Genomic DNA, 3,067 nt, shown 5'->3' on the forward strand with positions numbered 1-3,067 from the left:
GATGCCCTAAAAATAAATTTTTATATTTTTTTCGCATTTACTATTGACATTTCCGGTCCGGCGGCACACGGGCGCTGGACGCGGGGGGCAGGGTGGGGGCGGTATACATCCGCTCCGGGAGATGGTCGTCCCCGGTGACCATGGTCAGAAACGTCCAGCCGTACCGCTCGTAAAAGGCGGTGTGGTCCGTCACCAGGTAGAGCCGGGGGATCCCCATGGCGCCCAGGTCCCGCCGGATGAAGTCCAGCAGGCGCCCGGCGGTCCCGCGGCCCCGCCAGGGGGGCTCCACAAACAGGGCGCAGAGATTGGGCGTCAGGTCCTTCCGGTCGTGGAAGTCGTTTGCGATGACGCCGGCCCCGGCCAGCAGGCGCCCGCCGTCCCGGACCACGTACCACTGGGGAACCGGCGCCTTCCGGCGGAGGCACTGCTCCATGCTCTCCCGGTAGGACTCCGCCGGGATTCCCCAGCGGCGGCTGAACCAGACGGCGGCCGCGTCCGCCAGGACGGGCGCGTCCCGCAGGGGGAGAATGGGCTGTTCCATACGGCTCCTTTCTGAGACTGCGAATATACAGCAAAAAATCCCGAACCGGGTGGTTCGGGATTTCGTTTGTCCATGTCAGACCGCTCTGGTGACCTTGCCGGAACGCATACACCGGGTACAAACATACACATGGCGGGGAGAGCCGTCGACAATTGCCTTCACACGCTTCACATTGGGCTTCCACATCCGATTGGAACGCCGATGAGAGTGAGAGACCTTGATGCCGAACGTAACGCCCTTATCGCAGAACTCGCACTTAGCCATCCGTTGCACCTCCTTGCTGTTGCGTACTTCCATGCCATCTGCAGGCACAACTGGTATCATAACAGAAAAGTTTTGAAAATGCAAGTAAAATTTTCAAAAAAACACAAGCTTTTTTCAACTGTACGCCAAGGGGGCGTCAGCGCACCGCCGCTTCCCCGGCAAATACCGCCGCAACGCCGAGGATCAGGCTTGCCGCCGCATAGAGCAGGGCCGCCGCCGTGCGCCCGCTTTGCAGAAGATCTCCGGTTTCCAGGGCAAAAGAGGAGAAGGTGGTGAAGCCCCCGCACACCCCTGCCTTCAGGAAGAGCACCAGCCTGGGGTCGGGGGCGGCCCGCTTCAGGGCCAGCGCCGTGACGGCGCCGATGAGAAAGGAGCCGATCAGGTTGATGGCAAGCGTCCGGACGGGAAAGCCCCAGTCCCTTCCCAGTGGAATCTGCCCAGCCAGATAACGGCACACGGACCCCAGGAATCCCCCAAGCCCCACGGCAATACAGTTCAGCATGGACGCCACGCTCCTTTTCATGTCATCTGTGGAAATACCACCGGCCGCACCTATGGTAACACAACCGGCGGCCGGAGGCAAGAGCCCGCCCCGCTCCGACAGACCGGCCGGATTCGGCCGCGGGCACAGGGCCCGACCGGGAAACCGGCGGCTGGGTGTTGCGCAAGCGGTGAGATTCATATATAATAGAGTTACTTCCGCACACCGGAGCGCGGGTGCGGCGATCCATCCACCGCGCCGGGCGTGGGCCCGGCCTGGGAGAAAACCGGCGTCCCAGTCCCGGGCGCCGCAAGAAAAGGGGAGGACACGATGCAAGAACATGGCCTGAAGATCTCGGAGCTGGTCACCCTCTTCAATCTGGAGGTGCTGAACAGGGGCAGCGACTATGACACGGCGCTGCTCACTATCACGGACGTGAACCGTCCCGGCCTCCAGTTTCATAGCTTCTACGACTACTTTGACCCCCGCCGCCTCCAGGTGCTGGGCAAGGCGGAGATCACCTATCTCAAGGGGTTGACGACGGAGCAGCGGCGCAAGTGCTTCGACGACCTGTTTCTTTACGACATCCCGGCCCTGGTGATCTCCCGGGGGCTGGACTGCTTCCCGGAGTGCCTGGAGAGCGCCCGGGTCCACGAGCGGACGCTACTGCGGACCGAGGAGACCACCGTGGAGTTCACCAGCCACACCATCGAGTATCTGAACCGGGTGCTGGCGCCCTGCGTCACCCGCCACGGCGTACTGCTGGACATCTCCGGCGAGGGCGTGATGATTACCGGCGACTCCGGCATCGGCAAGAGCGAGTCCGCCATTGAGCTCATCATGCGGGGCCACCGGCTGGTGGCGGATGACGCGGTGGAGATCCGCCGCATCTCCAACCAGCTGATCGGCACTGCGCCGGAGGTGATCCGCCATTATATCGAGCTGCGGGGCATCGGCGTCATCGACGTGCGCCAGCTCTTCGGCATGAGCGCCATCATGGAGGAATCCCGGATCGACCTGGTGGTCCAGTTCGAGCAGTGGGACGAGACGAAGTTTTATGACCGGCTGGGCATTGAGGATCACCACATCGACATCATGGGCGTGGAGATCCCCTGCGTCACCATCCCGGTGCGGCCGGGCCGGAACCTGGCCAGCATCGTGGAGGTGGCGGCCATGAACAACCGCCACCGGCGTTACGGCTTCAACGCCGCCCAGGAGCTGGCCCAGCGGGTGGACCTGCGGGCGGAGCAGGGCAGCCGGAAACAGAAATGAGCGGATTCTTCATCGGTATCGACGTGGGCGGCACCAACCTGAAGGCGGGCCTGACGGACGAGACGGGCCGCCTTCTGGCGGCGGCGCGCCGCCCCCTGGACTTCCGGGGGGCGGAGACCTTTGCGGCGGACCTGGCGGATCTGGCGGCGGAGGTGCTCTCCACCGCCGGAGCGGTGCCCGGGGACGCGGAGGGCGTGGGCATCGGCCTGCCGGGGGCCGTCTCCGGCGGAGAGGTGCTGTACACCACCAACATCCCCCTGGAGCGGACGGATCTGGCGGCCTTGTTCCGCCGGCGGCTGGACCTGCCGGTGCTGCTGGGCAACGACGCGGACTGTGCTGCCGTAGGGGAGTATTTCCAGGGCGCGGGCCGGGGTCTGCGGGACTTCGTGGTGCTGACCCTGGGCACCGGCCTGGGGGCCGGAATCATTCTGGACGGCCGTCTGCGGGGCGGCGAATCCTCCAGCGAGGCGGGGCACATGGTGCTCCATGCCGGAGGAGAGCCCTGCCCC

The 3,067-nt window shown here is 64.6% G+C and carries 5 protein-coding genes; 2 read left to right on the forward strand and 3 right to left on the reverse strand.

Annotated features, from left to right (window positions below; genetic code table 11):
* Window positions 1-40 precede the first annotated feature (40 nt).
* From QVE23_RS10630 to crcB, 3 genes are all read right to left on the reverse strand, one after another.
* Complete coding sequence (locus tag QVE23_RS10630; protein ID WP_287968196.1) at window positions 41-541, reverse strand: GNAT family N-acetyltransferase; 501 nt, start codon at window positions 539-541, stop codon at window positions 41-43.
* A gap of 75 nt (window positions 542-616) precedes the next feature.
* Window positions 617-805, reverse strand: coding sequence for a 50S ribosomal protein L28 (rpmB, locus tag QVE23_RS10635; protein ID WP_021752119.1), 189 nt, complete (start codon window positions 803-805; stop codon window positions 617-619).
* Window positions 806-941: 136 nt separating this feature from the next.
* Window positions 942-1,307, reverse strand: a complete 366-nt coding sequence (gene crcB / locus QVE23_RS10640) for a fluoride efflux transporter CrcB (protein WP_036631394.1) — start codon at window positions 1,305-1,307, stop codon at window positions 942-944.
* Between the two features lie 309 nt (window positions 1,308-1,616).
* Here crcB and hprK point away from each other — a divergent pair, with 309 nt between their 5' ends.
* Window positions 1,617-2,558 carry an HPr(Ser) kinase/phosphatase gene (gene hprK, locus QVE23_RS10645; RefSeq protein ID WP_119310931.1) on the forward strand — a complete coding sequence of 314 codons (942 nt, stop codon included), beginning with the start codon at window positions 1,617-1,619 and terminating at the stop codon, window positions 2,556-2,558.
* Window positions 2,555-3,067 (forward strand): ROK family protein (locus tag QVE23_RS11055; protein WP_502919096.1); only part of this gene is annotated, 513 nt, incomplete at its 3' end. The genes hprK and QVE23_RS11055, both read left to right, overlap by 4 nt.

Origin of the sequence: Oscillibacter sp. KLE 1728 (genome assembly GCF_934833455.1) — a bacterium.
GTDB lineage: Bacteria > Bacillota > Clostridia > Oscillospirales > Oscillospiraceae > Oscillibacter > Oscillibacter welbionis.